This window comes from Rahnella sp. CFA14(1/10) (assembly GCF_004195095.1).
Taxonomy (GTDB): domain Bacteria; phylum Pseudomonadota; class Gammaproteobacteria; order Enterobacterales; family Enterobacteriaceae; genus Rahnella; species Rahnella perminowiae.
The window spans coordinates 164,306-182,489 of record NZ_SEWS01000008.1 but is presented as its reverse complement, the minus strand read 5'-3'; the positions used below and the strand labels follow the sequence as shown (position 1 = coordinate 182,489).

Annotated in this window: 17 protein-coding genes and 2 pseudogenes; 11 read left to right on the top strand and 8 right to left on the bottom strand. The window is 51.6% G+C overall.

Translation table 11 applies throughout. The features are described 5' to 3' along the window. Window positions 1-43: 43 nt before the first annotated feature. On the bottom strand, window positions 44-532 hold the full coding sequence (locus EVX52_RS17080; RefSeq protein WP_129991722.1) for a curlin: 489 nt from the start codon (window positions 530-532) through the stop codon (window positions 44-46). Window positions 533-1,405: 873 nt separating this feature from the next. On the opposite strand from EVX52_RS17080, the gene csgD reads away from it, so the two are divergent. Genes csgD through csgG form a run of 4 tightly spaced genes read left to right on the top strand, consistent with a single transcriptional unit; the run spans window position 1,406 to window position 3,775 of the window. Further along, entirely contained in the window at window positions 1,406-2,056 is a 651-nt protein-coding gene (csgD, locus tag EVX52_RS17075) for a biofilm master transcriptional regulator CsgD (RefSeq protein WP_129991721.1), read from the top strand. Between the two features lie 4 nt (window positions 2,057-2,060). After that, entirely contained in the window at window positions 2,061-2,456 is a 396-nt protein-coding gene (gene csgE / locus EVX52_RS17070; RefSeq protein ID WP_129991720.1) for a curli production assembly/transport protein CsgE, read from the top strand. A gap of 60 nt (window positions 2,457-2,516) precedes the next feature. Continuing rightward, window positions 2,517-2,909, top strand: a complete 393-nt coding sequence (csgF, locus tag EVX52_RS17065; protein WP_129952774.1) for a curli production assembly/transport protein CsgF — start codon at window positions 2,517-2,519, stop codon at window positions 2,907-2,909. Window positions 2,910-2,941: 32 nt separating this feature from the next. After that, window positions 2,942-3,775 carry a curli production assembly/transport protein CsgG gene (csgG, locus tag EVX52_RS17060; protein WP_129952227.1) on the top strand — a complete coding sequence of 278 codons (834 nt, stop codon included), beginning with the start codon at window positions 2,942-2,944 and terminating at the stop codon, window positions 3,773-3,775. A gap of 67 nt (window positions 3,776-3,842) precedes the next feature. Here csgG and EVX52_RS17055 read toward each other — a convergent pair whose 3' ends face one another. Then, on the bottom strand, window positions 3,843-4,301 hold the full coding sequence (locus EVX52_RS17055; protein WP_129991719.1) for a nuclear transport factor 2 family protein: 459 nt from the start codon (window positions 4,299-4,301) through the stop codon (window positions 3,843-3,845). Between the two features lie 193 nt (window positions 4,302-4,494). Between EVX52_RS17055 and EVX52_RS17050 the strand changes: the two genes are divergently transcribed. Further along, on the top strand, window positions 4,495-6,300 hold the full coding sequence (locus EVX52_RS17050) for a DUF4153 domain-containing protein (RefSeq protein WP_129991718.1): 1,806 nt from the start codon (window positions 4,495-4,497) through the stop codon (window positions 6,298-6,300). Between the two features lie 96 nt (window positions 6,301-6,396). On the opposite strand, the gene alaC is transcribed toward EVX52_RS17050, so the two are convergent. Next, a complete protein-coding gene (gene alaC, locus EVX52_RS17045) occupies window positions 6,397-7,656 on the bottom strand; it encodes an alanine transaminase (protein ID WP_129952224.1) in 1,260 nt (419 codons plus the stop codon). Window positions 7,657-7,772: 116 nt separating this feature from the next. Beyond that, window positions 7,773-8,312 (bottom strand): GNAT family N-acetyltransferase, encoded by a 540-nt coding sequence (locus EVX52_RS17040; RefSeq protein WP_129991717.1) that lies wholly within the window; start codon window positions 8,310-8,312, stop codon window positions 7,773-7,775. 114 nt (window positions 8,313-8,426) lie between these two features. On the opposite strand from EVX52_RS17040, the gene EVX52_RS17035 reads away from it, so the two are divergent. From EVX52_RS17035 to uraH, 4 genes and pseudogenes are all read left to right on the top strand, one after another. Continuing rightward, window positions 8,427-10,145 (top strand): sensor histidine kinase, encoded by a 1,719-nt coding sequence (locus EVX52_RS17035; protein WP_129991716.1) that lies wholly within the window; start codon window positions 8,427-8,429, stop codon window positions 10,143-10,145. Between the two features lie 65 nt (window positions 10,146-10,210). Then, window positions 10,211-10,565, top strand: a pseudogene (locus EVX52_RS25780) (response regulator); the annotation flags it as partial. An 89-nt stretch (window positions 10,566-10,654) separates the two neighbouring features. Further along, window positions 10,655-10,981 (top strand): annotated as a pseudogene (locus EVX52_RS25775) (LytTR family DNA-binding domain-containing protein); the annotation flags it as partial. A gap of 238 nt (window positions 10,982-11,219) precedes the next feature. Further along, window positions 11,220-11,627: a hydroxyisourate hydrolase gene (gene uraH / locus EVX52_RS17025; protein ID WP_095922951.1), complete on the top strand. Its 408-nt coding sequence runs from the start codon at window positions 11,220-11,222 to the stop codon at window positions 11,625-11,627. Between the two features lie 127 nt (window positions 11,628-11,754). On the opposite strand, the gene glk is transcribed toward uraH, so the two are convergent. Further along, a complete protein-coding gene (gene glk / locus EVX52_RS17020; protein ID WP_129952219.1) occupies window positions 11,755-12,720 on the bottom strand; it encodes a glucokinase in 966 nt (321 codons plus the stop codon). A gap of 218 nt (window positions 12,721-12,938) precedes the next feature. On the opposite strand from glk, the gene EVX52_RS17015 reads away from it, so the two are divergent. Further along, on the top strand, window positions 12,939-14,201 hold the full coding sequence (locus tag EVX52_RS17015; RefSeq protein ID WP_129952218.1) for an ion channel protein: 1,263 nt from the start codon (window positions 12,939-12,941) through the stop codon (window positions 14,199-14,201). On the opposite strand, the gene EVX52_RS17010 is transcribed toward EVX52_RS17015, so the two are convergent. Beyond that, the gene (locus tag EVX52_RS17010) at window positions 14,198-14,896 is read right to left on the bottom strand and encodes an aspartate/glutamate racemase family protein (RefSeq protein WP_129991714.1); all 699 of its coding nucleotides are present in this window, start codon (window positions 14,894-14,896) and stop codon (window positions 14,198-14,200) included. The genes EVX52_RS17015 and EVX52_RS17010 overlap by 4 nt on opposite strands. A 102-nt stretch (window positions 14,897-14,998) precedes the next feature. Beyond that, window positions 14,999-15,472, bottom strand: a complete 474-nt coding sequence (locus EVX52_RS17005) for a multidrug/biocide efflux PACE transporter (RefSeq protein ID WP_129991713.1) — start codon at window positions 15,470-15,472, stop codon at window positions 14,999-15,001. A gap of 144 nt (window positions 15,473-15,616) precedes the next feature. Here EVX52_RS17005 and EVX52_RS17000 point away from each other — a divergent pair, with 144 nt between their 5' ends. After that, window positions 15,617-16,504, top strand: coding sequence for a LysR family transcriptional regulator (locus EVX52_RS17000; protein ID WP_129991712.1), 888 nt, complete (start codon window positions 15,617-15,619; stop codon window positions 16,502-16,504). Here the strand turns inward: EVX52_RS17000 and EVX52_RS16995 are convergent. Then, complete coding sequence (locus EVX52_RS16995) at window positions 16,493-18,151, bottom strand: alpha-keto acid decarboxylase family protein (protein ID WP_129991711.1); 1,659 nt, start codon at window positions 18,149-18,151, stop codon at window positions 16,493-16,495. The two genes, EVX52_RS17000 and EVX52_RS16995, sit on opposite strands and share 12 nt — an antisense overlap. Window positions 18,152-18,184 lie beyond the last annotated feature (33 nt).

Here is an 18,184-nt window from a genome sequence, read left to right as displayed (position 1 = left end):
ATGTCATAAAAAACGTTCTACCCTTTTTGGGCCGATTTGATTGCTAATGCTGTGTCACTCTAATCGCCATTCCTGACGAGTTTTGTACGACGCCGCTGCTCTGGTTCGTACCATTCTGACGAATTTCCGTTACACTCCGGCCTTTTTGCAGAATGTATGCGGTATTGCCAAAATTCTGTTGCGTAATGGATGCATCCCCGCCGCCGGTTTGCGATATGTAGGCGAAATTATCGCTACCGCTTTGGGATATATCCGCGTTATTTCCATTACCTCGCTGATTCAGCAGTGCTGTATTCTCTGACCCGGTCTGACGGATAGCACCTGAATTTCCGTAACCCGTCTGATGGGTGACGGTCAGATTGCTATTACCGCTCTGATAAATTACAGCGGAGTTCCCCGTTGAGTTTCCTGCACCCGCGAAAATCTGATCCGACCCTGCAGAATTCATTTCCGGATAAGTCATATCAAACTGCTGTGCATGAATCCCCCAGGATGCTGTAAGTAACGCCAGGGTCAATAAAGTCTTTTTCATTTCGTCACCCTGTATATACCGGCACCTTACTTAGCTCACCGGTTAATTGCTGCGGACAAATTGATTATGGTGTTTACTGAAAATAAGGAACTCACCCGCCCGTCGTATTTTAATTTCCGGCTTCATCAGAAAGTATGAGACGACCTTTATCATGCGGACTGTCCGGAACGATGGCGTAAAAGGTCAGCGGGGCTAATCAACCCCATGGCATTAATCCTAAAATTAAAGTGCAGAACAGTTTAAATAATCACACAAATGCAACTATTCTTAATTCTCTTTGAAATTAAAAACCCACGTAAAAGAGATCACCTGCACACTTTCATCCCTTAGCAGTCGCAAAAAAAGCCTTTCCGCTGCTTTATAGCGCTGTTTAACCCGATGTAAAGTGACTTACAGGCCTGCTCACCTAAGTGAAATCAATACAAAAAGACACCATAATTTGGGTTATTAAAGGCGAAGCATGCAGCCGGCGGGTGTTTCAGCACAATTAAACCGGGTTGCTATCGAAGAAATATTTAGCCTTAACAAGGCCAAACGTTAATTTAGTGTAAAATTAGTAGATAAGTCCTCTTTAACATGACAGGAATTAATTCCCGCCAATACATAAGGAAAGCTTTATACATTTTATGTTACATTCTGAAACACAAATAAGCCTTGCGTAAGGTAAACCAAAAGCTAAATTGAGTCAGTAACGCACATAAAACCGCCTGAAAATATTATGTGCCTCAGGTTGTGAATATTTGCTACTTTCAGATATACACAGCAAACATATCGCTATAGGTTTAGCAAAATAAAATCTCAGTCTATTTCCTGCCTTTTCAGTGATCAGGCAATGGCAGACTGTGGCTATAAAAATCAGGGCAGGGTTTCATTATGAGTAATGAAGCAGCAATCAATAATAATATTCTTTTATTAGTGACTAAACCATCATTACAAGCCAGTGCTTTATTGCAGCAATTAAAACAGCAACTTTGTGTTAATGCCCGGCTTCACAATATCCATAAATTACTTGAAGATCAGCCGCTTCATCAGGCATTAATTCTCTTCGATATGATGGAGGCCGATCGTCGGACAATTGATCTGTGGCAAACAGCGGTAAACCGTTATCACGACAATGTGAAGTTATTATTATTAAACACACCGGATAATTATCATTTTCGGGAAATTGAAACCTGGCCGGGGATCAGCGCCGTTTTTTATCTTTCCACCGATGAAGCACATCTGGTGGAAGGGATTAAAAGCGTGATCCGTGGAGAATGTTACTTCTCTCAGGGCTTCGCCAGTTACCTGATCAATCAGTCCGGTGCTTTCCGCCAGCTTCACTCAGAAGATACCGGCCTGACTCATCGCGAAAAAGAGATCCTTAATAAGTTACGTATGGGTGCCTCGAATACGGAAATCGCGCGTTTGCTGTTTATCAGCGAGAACACCGTTAAAACGCATCTCTATAATTTATTTAGGAAAATATCGGTTAAAAACCGTACCCAGGCGGCGTCCTGGGCTAACGACAACCTCAAGCGCTGACATCATGACTATGTGCATAAAGGGCTTCTGGCTCTGGCTGGCGCTGCTGTGCGCCACCTGCCTGCATGTACAGGCTGCGGATATAAAAGATCCGGGGCTTATCACCGACAGAACCGTGACTTCGATTGGCCACGATTTTTACCGTGGCTTCACCGGCAAATGGGAACAGAACTACCCGGAAACGCTCACCATTTCAGAAAGGCCCAGCGCCCGCTGGGGCAGTTGGATCACCATAAAAATAGGTCAGGACACCCTTTATCAGGCTTTGCTGTTTCCGAACCGTCGCAATTTTAATAAGGACATCGATACCGCCATTGCCGGGGTGAGCGAAGCACTATCACGGCGGCAATTAGACAAAGCGTTACTGGGCACCGGGGATCTCGCCCATGACGAATTTTAATGCACAGCCTCTTTTAAGGAGAGCATCGTGAATATTCCAGTCTCAGCTTCGCGTTCAGTCATGCTGCTGGCATTACTGACGGCATCCCCGGTTTCCTGGGGCGGCAACATGGTTTTTCAGTTCATCAACCCGAATTTTGGCGGCAACCCGAATAATGGTGCGTTTCTGCTCAACGAAGCTCAGGCGCAGAATTCTTATAAAGATCCCGACAGCTATGACTTCGGCTCCACCCAGACGTCCGCGCTGGATAATTTTACCGCCTCGATACAGTCGCAATTACTGGGCAGCCTGATGGGCAACGTCAATCAGGGGAAACCGGGGCGGCTGGTAACACAAGACTTTATCGTGGATATCCAGAATACCGACGGGCAGTTGGTGATGAATGTCACTGACCGCAAGACCGGCAAAATTTCCACTATCCAGGTACAGGGGTTGTCCGCCACGACCAACTGATTCCGATGACCAATAAAAACAGGAACGACATCATGCGCAGCTATTTATTACTCATCGCAGTTTTTGTGTTGAGCGGGTGCCTCACAGCAGCACCGAAAGAAGCCGCAAGACCGACATTATTGCCCCGGGCACCAAGCTATACCGATCTGACTCACTTGCCTTCGCCGCAGGGCCGGATTTTTGTGTCGGTCTATAACATTCAGGATGAAACGGGCCAGTTCAAGCCATATCCGGCCAGTAACTTTTCGACCGCCGTGCCGCAAAGTGCCACAGCGATGCTGGTATCGGCACTCAAAGATTCCAAATGGTTTATCCCGCTGGAACGTCAGGGGCTGCAAAACTTACTGAACGAACGCAAAATTATTCGTGCCGCGCAGGAGAATGGCAGCGTCGCCATCAATAATCAGCGGCCGCTTTCCTCGCTGGTCGCGGCGAATATCCTGATTGAAGGCTCGATAATCGGTTACGAAAGTAATGTGAAATCAGGCGGTGCGGGGGCGCGATACTTCGGTATCGGAGCCAGCACGCAATACCAGCTGGACCAGATAGCCGTGAACCTGCGTGCTGTCGACGTCAATACCGGAGAAGTTTTATCGTCCGTGAATACCAGCAAGACGATTTTGTCGTATGAAGTGCAGGCCGGGGTGTTCCGCTTTATCGACTATCAGCGGTTACTGGAAGGTGAACTGGGTTACACCACCAATGAGCCTGTGATGTTGTGCCTGATGTCGGCGATTGAATCCGGGGTGATTTATCTGGTGAATGACGGCATCGAACGTAACCTGTGGCAGTTGCAGAACCCGTCGGACATCAACTCACCGATTCTGCAACGCTACAAGAACAATATTGTCCCTGCCGAATCCTGATAACCGGCAGTTGGCGAAGGGAAACCGTGGGTTGAAACGGTTTCCCTTCTTTTTTTATCCGGTGATCTCAGGTTTTGTTTTCCTCAGTTTTCACCGCCTGACGATAATTATTCACCCGCTTCTTATCCTCTAGATTAAAATCAGGATCGAGATAAATACTCAGCCGTTTAATCAGCAAATCTTCAAAGACAAAGACCGTGCAGAAATGATGGCTGCCGGCCTCCGACGTCGGCCAGCGGTCACCGTTTTGCATCACGCCACGCATCTGCCCTTCCAGCACAATGGCATCTCCGTCACTCAGAAAACGGAACGCGTCCTGAATGTGTTGGATCTTATCGATTTCAAGCGCGAAGCGTTTACCGAGTTCCCCCAGCGAAGTTTTTCCCTGTGCAGTGCCAAATTTTGGAAAAAACAGCACCACATCTTCAGCAAAGAGATCCAGCAATGACGCATCTGCCTGATCCAGTTTGGCGTAGAAATTTCTAACAATTTCAATGCGTTTTTCTTTCAGTTCGTGTTCTGCCATTTTCACCTCGGAATTCTCCATTTAATACATAAGCCTAGTGACTACAGCTGATTTTGCCAGTGAAGCGGCAGTGCTCACAAAACCACCGTTTCTGCCTGATGAAGAGTTTTCTGCACAGCGGGCGGGAATTCTCTACACTGGCGGGAGTTTTTATATTACTTCCCCTTACATTATTTTTTCCGGAGAGCCACGGATGCCTCAGTTCAATCAGACAGGTCGCCCGATGCCACACCTGCCTACACCCGGCCGCGGGTTAATCATTACCCTCTGCCTGCTTCAGGGATTATTGCTGTACTTCTTTTTCTCAGACCACATTGCAGCAAGATTTGCCGGTTTCTCTCACAATATTTACGGCCAGACTATGGCATTTACATTACCGGTGCTGATTTCATTGTCCGTCGTTCATCTGAATGACCGCCGGTTATGGGCCTCAGTGGCCCTGCTGGCGCTGCTGCTGGCCGGTATGGCCACCTGGGTAAAAAGTAATATAGCGGAGACATCGGCGGATTCAGTGCTGGTGTCATTTAATTTGTCTCTGGCGCTGCTGGTCTACTTCGTTTTGCCGTGGCTGCAGGTACAAACTTTCCCGGCGGCAAACCGTTACCGCTATGCCAGTCTTTCTGCGTGTTACAGCCAGAACACGCTGTCGGCCATGCTTACGTTCCTGCTGATGCTGCTGGCAGTGGGCGTGATGGCTCTGTGCGCGGCGCTGTTCCGGCTGGTCGGCATCGAATATTTCCATGAATTATTTTTTGAAACGCCGCTGTTTATGTATCTGGTTTACGGGCTGCTGTTAGGGGCCAGTATCGTCATCTGCCGCACGCAGCCGGCGCTCATCAATACCACCCGCCACATCATCCGTTTCATCCTGAAAGGCTTATTGCCGCTGGTGGCGTTTGTCGCGCTGATTTTCCTGTTTGTCCTGCCCTTCACCGGCTTGTCAACGCTGTCGCAAGCCTGGTCTGCAGCGAGCCTGCTGACCACCATGACGCTGAGTATTCTGTTGCTGGTCAATGTCGTGCGTGAAACTGACAGCGAGGTCAAACCCTATCCGCGCGCTATCCGCCTGCTGGTGAATGCGGCGATTTTGTTGCTGCCGTTGTATGCCATACTGGCGCTCTACGCCACCGGCCTGCGCGTTTCGCAACACGGCTGGACACCGGAACGTCTGCGGGCGGTGCTGCTGATCGTCATTACGCTGCTCGCATCGCTTTGCTACAGCTTATCGGTTATCGATAAGCACCCCGGCTGGCTGCCACGCATCACCCAGCTCAATAAACCGCTGTCAGTGCTGGTGGTGATACTGGTGATTGCCGCCAACAGCCCGCTGCTCGATCCTTACCGCATCAGCGTGAACAACCAGATTGCACGCCTCGACAAGGGCAAGATACAGGCGAAGGATGTTGATCTGAAATGGCTACGTTTTGACACCGGTCGGCGGGGTAACGACGCGCTGGCAGCGCTGCAACAGCACCCCGCATTCACTGCCGATCCGCGCCTGCTGACCACAGTGAAAAATATGATGGCACAGACATCACGCTGGGGTTCCTACAACGATAAAAATGCAGCCGAACTGGCGAAAAATTATCGTGTGGAAGAGGCGAAAAAACGGATTCAGCTGGCGAAAGGTGCGACATCCCCCGATGACGCATGGTGGAAAAACCTGCCGCAGCTGGAGGAGTACCGCAATACACTGCGCGATTGCCTCAGCCTTCAGGGTGCGTGTATCGTCAATACGCTGGATTTAAACAATGACCGGCAGAAAGAGGTTTTTCTCTGTAATACGCTGGATGCACCTTCCGTTAATTGTCGCATTTACGCCAGACAGGCCGGGAAATGGACCCAGGCGGGAGAACTTTATCTGTATGAAGAAAAAGATAAATTTGCACTGATTACCGCCCTGCGCAACGGTGAGGTAAAACCGATGCAGCGTAAATGGAGTGATGTGCAGATTGACGGTAAACGCCGGGTCATTCACTACAACCACGACGAAGAATAACGCAGAATTCCCGGATAAATATGACCTGGATAATAAAGAAGTTAGCCTGATGTCATAAAAAAGCCGGGCGTCGCCCGGCTTTTGTTCAAATGCGCCTCAGGCAGTGACCGTCGGATCCTGTTCCACGGGCGGTTCACCCACCGTTTTTTTGGGTGGCAGCAAACCGTCGGCCCGGAACATCGCTTTGATGCCGCGCACGGCCTGACGGATCCGGTCCTGATTTTCGATCAGGGCGAAACGGACATGTGTATCGCCGTAATCCCCGAAACCGATCCCCGGTGACACACACACTTTTGCGTCGGCCAGCAATCGTTTGGCAAATTCCAGCGATCCTAAATGCGCATAAGCAGGCGGGATTTTTGCCCAGACGTACATTGATGCTTTCGGATTTTCCACCATCCAGCCCGCTTCATGCAGACCTCGTACCAGCACATTACGGCGCTGACGGTATTGTTCAGCAATGTCTTTCACACATTGCTGATCGCCTTCCAGCGCGGCGATGGCCGCCACCTGCAACGGCGTGAAAGTGCCATAATCATGGTAACTTTTGATGCGTGCCAGCGCGCTGACCAGTTCAGGATTACCGACCATAAAACCGATACGCCAGCCCGCCATGTTGTAACTTTTCGACAGCGTGAAGAATTCCACCGCAATGTCTTTTGCGCCCGGCACCTGCATAATTGACGGCGCTTTCCAGCCGTCGTAGACGATATCCGCATAGGCCAGATCGTGGATCACCAGCACGTTGTATTGTTTAGCCAGTGCCACCACACGCTCGAAGAAATCCAGCTCCACACATTGCGCCGTCGGGTTAGACGGGAAACCGAGGATCATCATTTTCGGGCGCGGAATAGTTTCACGAATGGCTTTTTCCAGCTCAGCAAAGAAATCCACGCCTTCGGCCAGTGGCACGGAGCGCACCTGCGCACCGGCAATCACGGCACCATAAATGTGGATCGGATAACTTGGGTTGGGCACCAGTACGGTGTCGCCATGATCGAGCGTTGCCAGCATGAGATGCGCCAGCCCTTCTTTCGAACCGATGGTGACAATAGCTTCGCTTTCAGGATCGATTTCCACCTGATAGCGATCGGCATACCAGCGGGAAATGGCACGACGCAGACGCGGAATGCCGCGTGAGGTCGAGTAACCGTGGGTATCCTCGCGCTGCGCAACCTGCACCAGCTTTTCCACAATGTGCGGCGGTGTCGGGCCGTCGGGATTGCCCATACTGAAATCGATAATGTCTTCGCCACGATGGCGTGCGGCCATTTTCAGTTCAGCGGTAATGTTGAAAACATAAGGGGGAAGACGATCAATACGTGAAAAACGACGGGGTGAACTGGAATCAGCCATAATTTCCTCTGGGATACGTAAGCGCCCGGACCGTCCGAGCGACGCTGGCCGCGTAACGGCCTACAACGAACATAACGCAGAGGAAAATGGCTGTCGAGATACCGGGCATCTTTTTTTCACTGCGGACGTGGATCGGTGACCAGCAGCCCCAGCAGCCAGTCGTTTTTCCACTCATCACCGATCCGGTAGCTGTCCCGCAAACGCCCTTCCATCCGGAATCCGCATTTTTCCAGCACACGGCGCGATGCGTCGTTGCCTTCCAGCACGTTAGCTTGCAAACGATGAAAACCACACTGGTCAAACGCAAAGTTCAGCACTTCACGCAGGGATTCCACGGCATACCCCTTACACTGATGTTCAGGTGCCAGAATGAATCCGACTTCACCCTGTTTATACGGCCGCCAGTCCGGGAAAAATCCGGTCAGTCCCACTGCTGCGCCGGTTTCTCTTTCACGCATCAGCAGGCACAGCCAGAAATCACTGTCGCGATCCCAGTGACCCAGACGTTGTTCAAAACGGCGATGAACCTGCGCGTGGGTTTCAATATCGCCGATAAAACGCATGACCTCCGGGGTCTGATACAGCCGCAAGAAAAATGCCCAGTCATCAGCCTGGAGAGGCTGCATGATCAGCCGCGGCGTGGATAACGAAATCATGTCGGAATGTGCTCCTGTGTCTGCCGATGGTGAAAGTCTGACCTTTTACATATAATAACCGCTGAATCCATTTGGCACGCTTATCTTTCAATCGTGCAAAGAGTCTAATCTGCCATGCCTCACATGTTCGATATGCTGCTGGCGGTCTTCGACCGTGCGGCGCTGATGCTTATCTGTTTGTTCTTCCTCACGCGAACTCCGCTGTTCCGCAAATTGCTGCATAAAGAAAATGAAAACCATACACCGCTGGAACTGACTGCGGTTACCGCCATTTTCTCACTGTTCGCTATTTTCGGTACGCTCTCAGGCATCAACGTCGAAGGTTCACTGATCAACGTACGTACGATCGCGATCATGTCGGGCGGGATCCTGTTCGGGCCCTGGGTCGGGATCATTACCGGCCTGATTTCCGGCACCCACCGTTTCCTGATCGACATCCACGGGCCGACGTCTGTTCCGTGTCTGATTACCAGTATTACCGCAGGTTTCCTCTCCGGTTATATCAATAAAAAAGTCAAAAAATCGCTGCACTGGAAAGTCGGTATTCTGGGCGGCATGCTGTGCGAAACGCTGACCATGATCCTGATTTTGCTGATGGCGCGACCGTTTTCGCTCGGGCTGGATATCGTCATGAATATCGCCGCACCGCTGATCCTCGGTGCCAGTTCCATCGGCCTGATTGTGTTGCTGGTGCAAAGTGTCGAGGATGAAAAAGAGGTGATCGCCGCACGACAGGCGCGGCTGGCGCTGGATATCGCCAATAAAACCCTGCCCTATTTTCGTAACATAGAAGGCAGAAATATCAACGCCGGATCGTTAGCCAGTATTTGCAGTATTATTCGCGATGATATCGATGCTGATGCGGTGGCGATAACCGACACCAAAAACATACTGGCGTACGTCGGCGTGGGCGCAGAAGAATACAATATCGGCCATGAAACGCTGAGTGAGATGACCAAAGCGACGCTGGAAAGCGGTGAAATTACGGTGAAAAACAACGACGAAATGCACCGTACGCCACAGATACACTCGCTGATTATCATTCCTCTCTGGGAAAAAGGTGAAGTCACCGGCTCGCTGAAAATCTATTATTGTGACCCGCACCGCATCACTTATTCGCTGAAAGTGATGGCGATCGGGTTGTCGCAGATTATGTCGACACAGATGGAAGTATCACGCACCGAGCAGTTACGCGAGATGGCCAATAAAGCGGAAATGCGGGCGTTGCAGAGCAAGATAAATCCCCATTTTCTGTTTAACGCGCTGAACGCGATTTCATCATCTATCCGTGCCCGCCCTGACGTGGCGCGCCAGCTGATCATCAATCTTTCCCGCTATCTGCGTTATAACCTGGAACTGAACGATGAGCTGATTGATCTGCGCAAAGAATTGCATCAGGTGCAGGATTACATCGCCATTGAGCAGGCGCGGTTCGGCAGCAAGCTGACGGTGATTTATGACATTGATGATGACATTTCGGTGAAAATTCCGAGCCTGCTGATCCAGCCGCTGGTAGAGAACGCCATTGTGCACGGCATCCAGAAATGCAGCGGAAAAGGCGTGGTGGTCATTTCAGTGAAGCATCAGGCTGACGGCATCAGGGTATCAATAAAAGATACCGGCCATGGTATTAATCAGGAAACGATTGACCGCGTGGCACGCAATGAAATGCCCGGCAATAAAATTGGCCTGCTGAATGTACATCACCGCGTTTCATTATTGTATGGTCAGGGCCTGACTATCCGCCGTCTTGAGCCCGGCACGGATATTTCGTTTGTGATTACGCATACGCAACCCCAGGTCACGGCAGCCTCAGAGAGCAAAATCGCCTGACCCGCAGAAACGCTTTTTAGTTTTACCCGCCCGCATTTCGGGCCATCGCACCGGGGGATAATTCCGTGAACGCTATTATCGTCGAAGATGAAGTACCGGCTCAGGAAGAGCTGAGTTATCTGATTAATACCCACAGCAGCATCAGCATTGAAGCAGTTTTTGATGACGGGCTGGACGTGCTTAAATACCTGCAATCGCATGAAGTGGACGCAATTTTTCTTGATATCAGCATCCCTTCCCTCGATGGCGTATTGCTGGCGCAAAACATCAGTAAGTTTGCGCACAAGCCGTATATCGTGTTTATCACCGCCTATAAGGAGCATGCCGCAGAAGCGTTTGAAATTGAGGCGTTTGATTACATTCTTAAGCCTTATCATGAGTCGCGCATTGTCACCATGCTGCAAAAGCTGGAGTCACATTTTCGTCGGGATAAAGAGCTGGCTGCGAAGGAGCCCGGTGATAAACAGGAAGGTACTGCACCGGCCATGGGCAACCCCCTGCGGGTCAGTCACAGCATCAATCTGATTAAAGATGAGCGTATTATCGTTACCGATATTAATGATATTTATTACGCCGCCGCGCAGGAAAAGGTGACACAGGTTTATACCCGCAAAGAAGAATTCACGATGCCAATGAACATCACTGAATTATGCAACCGCCTGCCGGAGGAGTATTTCTTTCGCTGTCACCGTTCATATTGCGTGAATCTGTCGAAAATCCGCGAGATCGTGCCGTGGTTTAACAACACCTATATTTTGCGGTTAAGTGATCTGGATTTTGAAGTGCCGGTGAGCCGGAGCAAAGTGAAAGAATTCAGGCAATTAATGCGGTTTTGATGGGGATCTGACGGGTTTTGAGGCGGAGGGCGTTATCTTTTGGCGTCCGGCTCTGAATTATTACAAAAATGTCATTAACCCGTCATCCTCAGGTTAGCCAGTAAAAAGTAGACTTTGTTTCGTCAAGACAGAGGATATTTCGCACTTTCTCACGTCTGTGATGTGGAAAACCTAAATATACCTCTGCCAGATATTCTGCGTTATTAACAAATAACATTGAGTTCAAAAGGACGAACATATGTTTAAAAAGAAATTATTACTCGCCGGTATTATCAATGCGCTGTGTCTGACATCCGCCTTTGCAGCAAACCCTCTTAGCGTCCACGTTCTGAACCTGCAAAACGGGCTGCCATCACAGGGGGTAAGCGTATCGCTCGAGAAGCAGGAAGGTAACAAATGGGTGCAACTGAGCAGTGGAGTGACCAATGAGCAGGGACGAATTCCGGCGCTGTATCCCAATGAAAGTGTGATGGAGAAAGGTAATTATCGGGTAACGTTTAAAACTGGCGAATGGTTTGAAAAACATCATACCGCTTCATTTTTCCCGGAAATCCCTGTTATTTTTAAAGCAGATGGCTCAGTGCCTCACTATCACATCCCTCTGCTTGTCAGTCCTTACGGTTTCTCGACTTATCGCGGGAATTAAAGTCAGAAAAAAATCATGATGGGCAAGATGAACTTGAGTGCGACTTCATGCTAAATCTCGGGAGGGGTTCCTTGCTCCTCCCCTTCGCAGGGGAGGAGCCGATCGAGTTACCTTCTCAGGGGCAGTTTTAGATCGTCATACCAATCGACTGACGCAGATAAGCCCCTGCACCTAACAGCCCCGGCTGATCGTGGGTGATCAGGAATACCGGAATATCCATCAGGTAATCCTTGAAGCGCCCTTTGTCTTCAAACGCGGCGCGGAAGCCTGAGGCTTTGAAGAATTCCAGGAAGCGCGGAACGATGCCACCTGCAATGTACACGCCGCCGAAGGTGCCCATGTTGAGTGCCAGGTTGCCGCCAAAACGTCCCATGATCACGCAAAACAGTGACAGTGCGCGGCGGCAATCCAGATTTTCATCTGCCAGAGCCAGCTCCGTCACGTCTTTCGGTCTGAAGTTTTCCGGCACACGATTATCTGATTTGACGATGGCGCGGTAAAGATTCACCAGTCCCGGACCGGAGAGAATACGCTCAGCAGAAACGTGCCCCATTTCGGTACGCAACTGCTCAAGAATAATGTCTTCTTCTTCGCTGTTTGGCGCAAAATCAACGTGGCCTCCTTCGCCCGGCAGGCTCAGCCATTGGTTGTTGGCATGAATTAAGTGTGCGACGCCCAACCCCGTGCCGGCTCCGTAAATCACTGCCGGTTTGCCGTCCTGTGCTTTTTTACCGCCAAACTGCAACAGGTCATCTTCTTTCAGCATCGGGATTGCCATAGAAACGGCAGTGAAATCATTGATCACTTCCAGATGTTGCAGTCCAAGATTTTTCTTCATTTCGGCAATGGAAAAGGCCCACGTATGGTTGGTCATCGCCACCCAGTCGCCGGTTATCGGACAAGCGATAGCGATGCATGCATCCTCAACCTCCTGATGCTGCTGCGCGAGGTACTCACGAACGACGGCTTCCAGACTGTCGTAATCCAGCCCGGAAAAAGTCTTCGACTGCGAAATCTCACCGCTGTCCAAAGCGCAAAGCGCCAGGCGGCAGTTAGTGCCCCCGACATCGCCCACCAGGGAGTATTTGGTCATGTTATTCTCCGCAAAAGTAAATTCATTATGCTGCGCATCCGCGCCAAATTCGTGTGGGCAAAATAGCGGTAATTGCTATACGCTGCAATGCAGTTTTGAAACAACCCACATTTATGCAGCATGCTACACAAAATTATGTCGACAGCCCGCAAACTGACTTTGCCGGGATTCATCTAAGCTATCAGAGCAAACGAAATTATAAATAAGGAAATACGTGCATGTTCCATCCCCGCGCCAGAGTCATGTTAGCTTTTGCCCTGCCCGCGATCATTATTGGTGTGATGTCCAGCCTGGTGCTGGTGTTCGTCATGATGATTTCTGGCGCGCTGCAGAATCTGCTGTGGGAGAACATTCCCGCCGTGCTCAATATCAATACTCAATCCGCCAGCTGGACGCTGTTTATGCTGACACTGACCGGCATTGGCGTCGGTGCCATCATAAAGTATATGCCAGGCCACGCCGGGCCGGATCCTGCTACGGAGTCGCTGATTGGGGCACCGGTGGCGATCAATGCTTTGCCGGGTCTTGCGCTGGCGCTGATGGTCGGACTGGCAGGCGGCGTCAGTCTGGGGCCGGAACATCCGATCACGGTGATTAATATTGCGCTGGTGGCGGCATTAGGCTCGCGCTTATTGCCCCGGGTACCGACGACTGACTGGGTGATCCTGGCGGCAGCCGGGACTGTCGGCGCGTTGTTTGGCACGCCAGTGGCGGCCGCGCTGATTTTTTCGCAAACCCTCGGCGGTAACAAAGATGTGCAGTTATGGGATCGCCTTTTTGCGCCATTACTCGCAGCAGGTGCAGGTGCCATCACCACCGAACAATTTTTCCAGCCCGATTTTTCGCTCAGTATTCCGTCGTATGACGCCGCCAGCCTGATGGATATTTTCAGCGGGTCAGTGGTGGTGCTGATTGCTATCGCACTGGGGATGATTGCTGTCTGGCTGTTCCCGCATGTGCACCGGATGTTTAACAGTATTCATAATCCGATATTGCGGCTGGGTATTGGCGGGTTTGTGCTGGGGTTACTGGCACTGATTGGCGGAGAAATTACCCTGTTTAAAGGGCTGGATGAAATGAAAGAGCTGGCGCATTCCAATGCGCTGTTTGAGATGGGGCCATTGCTGGCGATCACCCTGACCAAACTGGCGGCGTTGGTGGTGGCGGCGGCCTGCGGTTTTCGTGGCGGACGTATTTTCCCGGCGGTGTTTGTCGGGGTATCGCTTGGCCTGATGCTGCATCAGTACGCGCCGGATGTGCCGGCGGCGGTGACTGTTTCATGCGCCGTGATGGGTATGGTACTGGTGGTGACACGCGACGGCTGGCTTAGCCTGTTTATGGCTGCCGCCGTGGTTCCGGGGCTGAAGCTGCTGCCGTTGTTGTGTATCGTGATGCTGCCAGCCTGGTTAATGCTGGCCGGGAAGCCGCTGATGCAGGTGGCAAAACAGCGGCTTGTACGTCAGGCCCCGGAAGAAGATTAATCCTGCTTTAATGCAAACTCCGCTGCCGCCAGCGCATGAATGGCAGTGGTGTCAAAAACAGGTACGCTCGCGTCTTCCTCGCCCACCAGCAGGGTAATTTCGGTGCATCCGAGAATAATACCTTCCACGCCCTGCTGTTCTAATTTGCCAATAATCCGCCGATATTCTTCGCGGGAATCATCCCTGATAACGCCCAGGCACAGCTCTTCATAAATGATGCGATGGACAATCGCACGGTCAGCTTCATCCGGCGTCACCACGTCAATCTGATGTTTTTCCTGCAAACGCCCGCGGTAGAAATCCTGTTCCATGGTAAAGCGCGTACCCAGCAGGCCGATTTTACGCAGCCCCTGCCCTGCGATTTTTTCTGCCGTCGCATCGGCGATATGCAGCAGCGGCAGGCCGCCGATACGTTCGATATCATCCGCCACTTTATGCATGGTGTTAGTACATACGACAATAAATTGCGCACCTGCGCGCGCCAGTGAATGCGCGGCATTACCGAGAATTTCGCCTGCCTGCTGCCAGTCACCGGCCATTTGCAGCTTTTCGATATCGTAAAAATCGACGCTGTAAAGGAACAGTTTGGCCGAATGTAATCCGCCCAGTTGTTGCTTTACCTGTTCGTTAATCATGCGGTAATACGGTACGGTGGATTCCCAGCTCATGCCACCAATCAGCCCTAATGTTTTCATTTGCACACCCTGTATTTTTCCCCGATGGCAAAACCATAACCGACAAAAAGCCCGCCTGCAAAGAAAATGCCGGCGGGCTTTTTGTACCCTCAGTAACGCGGATCAACGTCTGGCTGGGCAATCTTCTGCGGCCAGACGGCGGTTCATCCAGCGCTGGCGCAACGTGTCGTAAACCCAGTTGTAGACCACGGTATACGGCAGGAAGAACAGAAAGAATCCCACTTCCAGCATCAAGGCATCCAGCAGCCCGATCCCCAGCCACAGCGCGGCAACCGGCAGACCAATCATGATAAATCCACCTTCGAAGCCCAGCGCGTGCGCCACGCGGATTTTAAATGTCCGCACCACCCGGGAAACCGGCCAGAATTTGTCGAACAGACTGTTATAGACAACGTTCCAGACCATCGCTGTCGTCGACAACATGATCGCCAGGGCGCCCATTTCCCAGACAGGTTTGTTCAGCGCCCAGGCTGCGGCGGGGGCTGAAATCAGCACAGCCAGAATTTCGAAACCTACCGCATGAAAAATGCGTTCGCCGAACGTTTTCTGCGAGATATTCCGTGTTTGCTTAGCCATAAAAACCTGCCTGATTTCTGATCGTTGTTAGGTGAACTGCTACGTGACGGCTGTCACAGACGGCTATTATCATCAGTAAATAAGATAGATAAAAGATAGGAAGTATCGTTAAAATAGATGGGTTAAAACCAGAAGGAGCACAGGATGCGCTATTCACCGGAAGCCCTGATGGCTTTTGTCGAAGCGGCCGATACCGGATCATTCTCAGCAGCGGCACGTAAGCTGCGCAAGAGTCAGTCTACCGTCAGTACAGCCATCGCCAATCTGGAAGTGGATCTGGGCCTAACGCTGTTTGACCGCCAGAGCCGCCAGCCGGTGCTGACACCGGCCGGTCAACGCGTACTTAGTCACGTTCAGGCTATTCTGGCGGCCAGCGAGCGGCTTGATAAACTGGCGATACGTTTGTCGGCACAGGTCGAAACCCGCCTGACGTTCGTGTTGTCGGACACTTATCAGCCGACCCACCACGAGGCGCTGCTGCGTCGGTTTGAGCGCCGTTACCCCGATATCGAATTTGAATGTCAGATCGCCGAAGATCAGGATGTGATTGACCTGTTACAGTCCGGCCGCGCCCATATTGGTATGGTGGAAGTGCAGGATCATTATCCGCCGGACATCGGCGTAGCACGTTTACCGGAACAAACGGACATGTCGGTGTTTTGCAGCCGTGATCATCCGCTGGCAAACACCACCGGTCTGCAGCCGGAACAGTTGCATACCTTCCGCCAGCTTTGCCTGCAACCTTATAGCCGCCGTGAAATGCCGCAAACGCAGGGGCAAATATGGTCAGCGCCAAGCTATCTGATGTTGCTGGAAATGGCAGAACAGGGGTTTGGCTGGGCGATACTGCCGCACTGGCTGGTGCAACAGTTTGGCCATGACAAGCTTGTCAGCCTGCCGTTACGCGGCTGGCCGAAGCAAATTTCCGTGGATGCGGTCTGGAGTAAAAACAATCAGCCCGGTCCGGCGGGCTGGTGGTTCATCGACCAGCTGACTAACCCGCCGTCACCGGACACTGATCTATTGCCCTGAGTTACGCTTCGCCAGTGATTTAGTCACTGAATTAAGCAAGTCAGGAATATCCATCTTCGGCAAAATGACTTCTATCCAGGCCATCTGCCGCCGTGCGGTGGCCTTCTCTATCGCTTCTTTCAGCGCCTGCGGCGAATCCGCCCGCGCGCTGAACACTTCTGTCCCCCCGAAGGCCGCCGGGAACTGTGTCCAGTTCCACTGTGCAATATCGTTATAGCGCTGGGTTTCACCATGGATCGCCCGTTCAACGGTGTAACCGTCATTATTAATCACAAAAATAACCGGTGGCAGACCGTAACGGATCGCGGCACCTAATCCCTGCAGGGTAAGCTGTGCAGATCCGTCGCCAATCAGCAGCACAACACGGCGCTCAGGTACGGCGATCTGTACACCAAACGCAGCGGGCAGCGTGAAACCGATAGATCCCCATAAAGGCTGGACGACAAACTGACACTCTTCCGGCAAATTCAGCGCTGCCGCACCAAAACAGGCCGTGCCCTGCTCAGCGACCAGCACATCTCCCGGCTGCAGGAAGTCCTGAATCTGTTGCCAGAAGGCATATTGCCCGAGGCTGTTATCATGCGACAACGGCAATCTATTATGTTTAACGGGATAGGGTGTCCGGATGCCAGCCAGCTCAGCGGTAAGCCGGTGCAGCACGCTGACCGTTTTTTCGAGCGGTAGCTGGTGGAAAATCTGGTCACCTACCCGGGCATAAAAGGGCTGAAGGTCAATACATTTTCCGGACGGAAGCTGCTGGGTAAAACCGGCGGTAATGGTGTCAGTGAATTTCACCCCGACCGTGATCACCACATCGGCCCCTTCAATCGCGTCTTTCGTTGATGGTGCGCTGGCGGCCCCGGAATAAGTACCGGCAAAATGCGCCTGTTGCTCGTTAAATAAACCTTTGCCCATCAGCAATGTTGAATGCGCCAGCGGCACGTCTTCCATCCACTGTTCCAGCGCAGCTTTAACCCCGAAACGGTCTGCCAGAAAATCTGCCAATAGTGAAACCCGTTTTGCGCCCCGCAACTGCGTTTCAGCAGCAGCAACAAAAGCATCCAGAGAAGAAGGTGAGAAAGGCGGCTGACGCACAGGTAACGCCTGCGCCCGGGTACTGACCGGCAATGCGGCCACGTCGCTGGGCAGCAACAGATACCCCGGCCGCGAGTTGTACATGACCTCTTCAATGACACGGTCGATTTCAGCCAGGGCATTTTCCGGTGTGAGGGACGCCTGCGCCACGCTGACCGGCGCGGACATCCGTGCGAAATGGGTGAATACACCATCTCCCAGCGTGTGATGCAGCAACTCCCCCTTACGCTGAGACGTCAGCGCTGGTGCGCCCACAATATGCACGACAGGCACATATTCCGCATAACTGCCGGCAATGCCATTCAGCGCACTCAGTTCACCGACACCAAATGTGGTCAGCAACGCCGCCAGCCCCTTAATACGCGCATAACCATCTGCGCCATAAGCAGCATTTAATTCATTGGTACAGCCGACCCAGGTGATTTGCTGATGATTGATCACGCTGTCGAGGAATTTCAGATTGTAGTCGCCCGGTACGCCAAACAACTCGGAGATCCCGCTTAATGATAAGCGGTCCAAGAGATAGTCACCTACGGTATATTCATTATCCATGACGATCCTCTGTTAAAAATAAAGTAAACAGTT

Excerpts from the sequence above, each read along its gene's own strand:
- EVX52_RS17080 (WP_129991722.1), bottom strand. The coding sequence starts at position 532 with ATGAAAAAGACTTTATTGACCCTGGCGTTACTTACAGCATCCTGGGGG.
- csgD (WP_129991721.1), top strand. The coding sequence starts at position 1,406 with ATGAGTAATGAAGCAGCAATCAATAATAATATTCTTTTATTAGTGACT.
- csgE (WP_129991720.1), top strand. The coding sequence starts at position 2,061 with ATGACTATGTGCATAAAGGGCTTCTGGCTCTGGCTGGCGCTGCTGTGC.
- csgF (WP_129952774.1), top strand. The coding sequence starts at position 2,517 with ATGCTGCTGGCATTACTGACGGCATCCCCGGTTTCCTGGGGCGGCAAC.
- csgG (WP_129952227.1), top strand. The coding sequence starts at position 2,942 with ATGCGCAGCTATTTATTACTCATCGCAGTTTTTGTGTTGAGCGGGTGC.
- EVX52_RS17055 (WP_129991719.1), bottom strand. The coding sequence starts at position 4,301 with ATGGCAGAACACGAACTGAAAGAAAAACGCATTGAAATTGTTAGAAAT.
- EVX52_RS17050 (WP_129991718.1), top strand. The coding sequence starts at position 4,495 with ATGCCTCAGTTCAATCAGACAGGTCGCCCGATGCCACACCTGCCTACA.
- alaC (WP_129952224.1), bottom strand. The coding sequence starts at position 7,656 with ATGGCTGATTCCAGTTCACCCCGTCGTTTTTCACGTATTGATCGTCTT.
- EVX52_RS17040 (WP_129991717.1), bottom strand. The coding sequence starts at position 8,312 with ATGATTTCGTTATCCACGCCGCGGCTGATCATGCAGCCTCTCCAGGCT.
- EVX52_RS17035 (WP_129991716.1), top strand. The coding sequence starts at position 8,427 with ATGCCTCACATGTTCGATATGCTGCTGGCGGTCTTCGACCGTGCGGCG.
- uraH (WP_095922951.1), top strand. The coding sequence starts at position 11,220 with ATGTTTAAAAAGAAATTATTACTCGCCGGTATTATCAATGCGCTGTGT.
- glk (WP_129952219.1), bottom strand. The coding sequence starts at position 12,720 with ATGACCAAATACTCCCTGGTGGGCGATGTCGGGGGCACTAACTGCCGC.
- EVX52_RS17015 (WP_129952218.1), top strand. The coding sequence starts at position 12,939 with ATGTTCCATCCCCGCGCCAGAGTCATGTTAGCTTTTGCCCTGCCCGCG.
- EVX52_RS17010 (WP_129991714.1), bottom strand. The coding sequence starts at position 14,896 with ATGAAAACATTAGGGCTGATTGGTGGCATGAGCTGGGAATCCACCGTA.
- EVX52_RS17005 (WP_129991713.1), bottom strand. The coding sequence starts at position 15,472 with ATGGCTAAGCAAACACGGAATATCTCGCAGAAAACGTTCGGCGAACGC.
- EVX52_RS17000 (WP_129991712.1), top strand. The coding sequence starts at position 15,617 with ATGCGCTATTCACCGGAAGCCCTGATGGCTTTTGTCGAAGCGGCCGAT.
- EVX52_RS16995 (WP_129991711.1), bottom strand. The coding sequence starts at position 18,151 with ATGGATAATGAATATACCGTAGGTGACTATCTCTTGGACCGCTTATCA.